Genomic DNA, 3,453 nt, shown 5'->3' on the forward strand with positions numbered 1-3,453 from the left:
GAATGGCTGAAGTGCATTGTTCCCGTCTGCGCCTGCCCGGGGAGCCGGGGTTCTGGTGTTTCCGCCTGGACGGGCAGGGCCTGATCCGCGACTTGCGCCCCGAGGCGGCGGATCAGGCCCCGGAGGCGCGTCATGATCGCCACTGGCGTTGGCAGGGGGACTGGTTGAGTCCGGCGGCGGTGGACTTGCAGATCAACGGCCTGCAAGGGCTTTGGTTCGGCCATCTGGAAGCGGGGCAGTTGGGCCGTCTTCACCAGGCCCTGGCGTGGCTCCGGCGGCAGGGGGTGGATGCCGTCTGTCCCACCCTGATCACCGCGCCACTGGCGCGGTTGCGCCGGAGCCTGGCCCTGCTGCGCCAGGTTCGACAGCAGCAAAGTCCGGGGGAAACCCGGCTACTGGGGGCTCATCTGGAAGGTCCTTTTCTGGCGGAGAGCAGGCGCGGCGCCCATCCCCGCCGCCATGTGCAACCCCTGGAGCCTGGGCAACTCCAACAACTCATGCAGGGTTTCAGCGCCGAGGACGTGGCCCTGCTCACCATGGCGCCGGAACTGGACCCCCACCATGCCGCCCTCACCTGGCTGGTGGAGCAGGGCATTGTGGTGAGTCTTGGACACACGGAGGCCAGCCAGGCCCAGGCGGGCGCAGCCTTCGCGGCAGGGGCGCGTCTGCTGACCCACGCGTTCAACGCCATGCCCCCCTTGCACCACCGGGCTCCGGGTCCCGTTGCCGCCGCCTGCCTGGCCCCGGAGCCGGTGTTCCTGGGGCTCATTGCCGATGGGGTCCATGTTGATCCTGCCGTGGCGGTGCTGCTCACCCGCATGGCCCCCGGTCGGGTGGCGCTGGTGAGCGACGCTCTGGCCCCCTACGGCCTGGCGGAGGAGGGGCGTTATCCCTGGGGGCAGCGCTGGATCACGGTCCGGCAGGGGGTCTGTCGGCTGGAGGACGGCGTCATGGCGGGGGCCACGGTGGGCATCCTGGAGGGGGCTGGCCGACTGGCCCGCTGGAGCCGGAATCCGGACGAGGCGATTCTGGCGGCAACCGTACGGCCACGGGCTGCTTTGGGGTGCGGGGACAGTGTGGTCCAGCACCTGCAGGGCGCCGCCCTGGCCCGACTCCTGCGCTGGCGCTGGCAACCGGAGGCGGGCCGTCTCAGTTGGTCCACGCCGCAACTGTCCGCTTGACGGTCTGTCCCTGGCTAGGTCACGGCATCCGAAACGGCGGCGGCCCCAAGGTCCGCTTTCCCCTGGACGGCTTGCCAGTATTGAATCAAGGCCGACTGGGCATTGCGTTCGGCTTCGTCCTGACGACGGAGAACCGGACGGTAGGAGCCGTCGGTCTCCATCTGCCAGGCTCCGCAATTGTCCTGCAGATAGAGGCTGAGCAGGATCTCCAGCTTCTGGCGCAGCAGGGGATCCTCCACAGGGGTCAGGCACTCCACCCGTCGGTCCAGGTTGCGGGTCATCCAATCGGCGCTGCCGATGTATGCCTCCGGGTTGCCGCCGTTGCCAAACCAGAAGATGCGGGAGTGCTCCAGAAAGGGGCCAATGACGCTGACCACGCGAATGGATTCGCTCAAGCCGGGCACACCGGCCCGCAGGGAACACATACCCCGCACAACCAGTTCAATGCGAACACCCGCCTGGGCTGCACCGTAGAGGGCCTGGATGATGGCGGGATCCACCAGGGAGTTCATCTTGGCGCGAATGTGGCCTCCCCGTTGCTCCCTGGCGTGTTTGACTTCCCGGTTGATCATGGCCTCCATGCGATCCCGAAGGGTCACCGGCGCCACCAGAAGTTTGCGGAAACGCTGCTGCTTCCCATAACCGGTGAAGTAGTTAAATAGCTCCACCAGGTCTTGCCCAATCATTGAGCAACAGGTGAACAGGCCAAGGTCTGTATAGAAACGAGATGTTTTTACATTGTAATTGCCAGTGCCAATATGGGCATAACTTCGTACACCGTGTCGCTCCTTGCGCACAACCAAGGCTACTTTTGTGTGGGTCTTGTAACCCAGGACGCCATAGACAACATGAACACCGGCCCGCTCCAGTTGCCGGGCCCATTGAATGTTGTTGTCTTCATCGAAGCGCGCCTTCAACTCCACCAGAGCCAACACCTGCTTGCCATGCTCCGAAGCCCGCTCCAGAGCATCCACAATGGCGGACTCTTTTGATAATCGATAGAGGGTGAGCTTGATCGCCAGCACATCCGGATCATCGGCAGCCTGGTTAATAAACTCCTCCACCGAACCGGCAAATAGATCATAGGGGTGATACACCAACACGTCACCCCGGCGAATCACGTCAAACACACTCTCGAATTCTTCCCGGGGGAGGGAGCCGTCCGCCAGCAAACTCTTCTGGGCCCGACGAAACGGCGGCGGCACCCGACCCCGATGGGGGGGATAGCGGAGTTGGGGTTGAGCCGTGGTGGTGAGCTGAAACAGATCATCCAGCCCCAGGGGACCACGGATGCGATAGAGGTCTTCCTGCTCAACCGCCATGCCTGCCATCAATTGATCCACCACCCCTTGGGGCATGTGCTCGTCCACCTCAAGGCGCACCACCCGCCCTTCCAGACGGCGCTTGCGCAGGCTGGCTTCAATGGCTTGCAGCAGGTCGTCAGCTTCCAGCTCCAGATATTCCAGATCCGCGTCACGGGTCACCCGGAAGAAATAATGGCCTGTCACCACTGTGCCGGGAAAAAGCACATCAAGATTGTGGGCGATGATCTCTTCCAGAAGAACAACGGTGCGCACAGAGTCGAGGGTGGAAAGCTGGGTGGGAATATCCACAAAGCGGGGCAGGCTTCTGGGCACCTTCACCCGGGCAAACTGGTGGCTGCCGATTGCCGAATCCTGAATGAGCACCGCAATGTTCAGGCTCAGGTTGCTGATAAACGGGAACGGATGAGCCGAATCCACCGCCAGAGGCGTGAGCACAGCAAAGACAAGCGACTGAAAGTACCGGGTGGTCCAATCCCGCTGCTGACGGTTGAGTTCCGTATATCTAAAAACCTCCACGCCATGGTCCTGCAGGGTGGGGACAAGGTAATTCTTGTAATGGTTTTGTTGTTGTTGTAACAAAGGGGTGAGTTGCTCGCGAATATCCAGCAATTGTTGCAGGGGTGAGCGGCCATCCAGGCTGAGTTGGTCAACCCCTGCTTCCACCTGGGATTTGAGGGAAGCCACCCGCACCATGAAAAACTCGTCCAGATTGTTGCTGAAAATGGCGCTGAATCTGGCCTGCTCCAGCAGTGGCGTTTGCGGGTTCAGCGCCTGGGCCAGCACCCGCTGGTTAAACTGAATCCAGCTTCGCTCCCGGTTAATAAACGAAGACGCGGAAAGGCCGACGGCTGCCATGGAAGACAAGAGAAAGTCCAGCAGGAGGCTGTGATACAACACCCTTGTTTCTTTCTAGCAGATTTTCTTTTCAGTGTTTCCCTGGTGGAAGA

The 3,453-nt window shown here is 61.9% G+C and carries 2 protein-coding genes; one reads left to right on the forward strand and one right to left on the reverse strand.

The window, feature by feature from the left end; genetic code table 11:
• Positions 1 to 1,181 (forward strand): N-acetylglucosamine-6-phosphate deacetylase (locus BG35_RS0107890; RefSeq protein WP_025782394.1); only part of this gene is annotated, 1,181 nt, incomplete at its 5' end.
• 14 nt (positions 1,182 to 1,195) lie between these two features.
• Here BG35_RS0107890 and ppk1 read toward each other — a convergent pair.
• A complete protein-coding gene (gene ppk1 / locus BG35_RS0107895; RefSeq protein ID WP_025782395.1) occupies positions 1,196 to 3,361 on the reverse strand; it encodes a polyphosphate kinase 1 in 2,166 nt (721 codons plus the stop codon).
• Between the last annotated feature and the right edge of the window lie 92 nt (positions 3,362 to 3,453).

Origin of the sequence: Candidatus Synechococcus spongiarum SH4 (assembly GCF_000586015.1) — a bacterium.
GTDB classification, from domain to species: Bacteria; Cyanobacteriota; Cyanobacteriia; order PCC-6307; family Cyanobiaceae; genus Synechococcus_B; species Synechococcus_B spongiarum_F.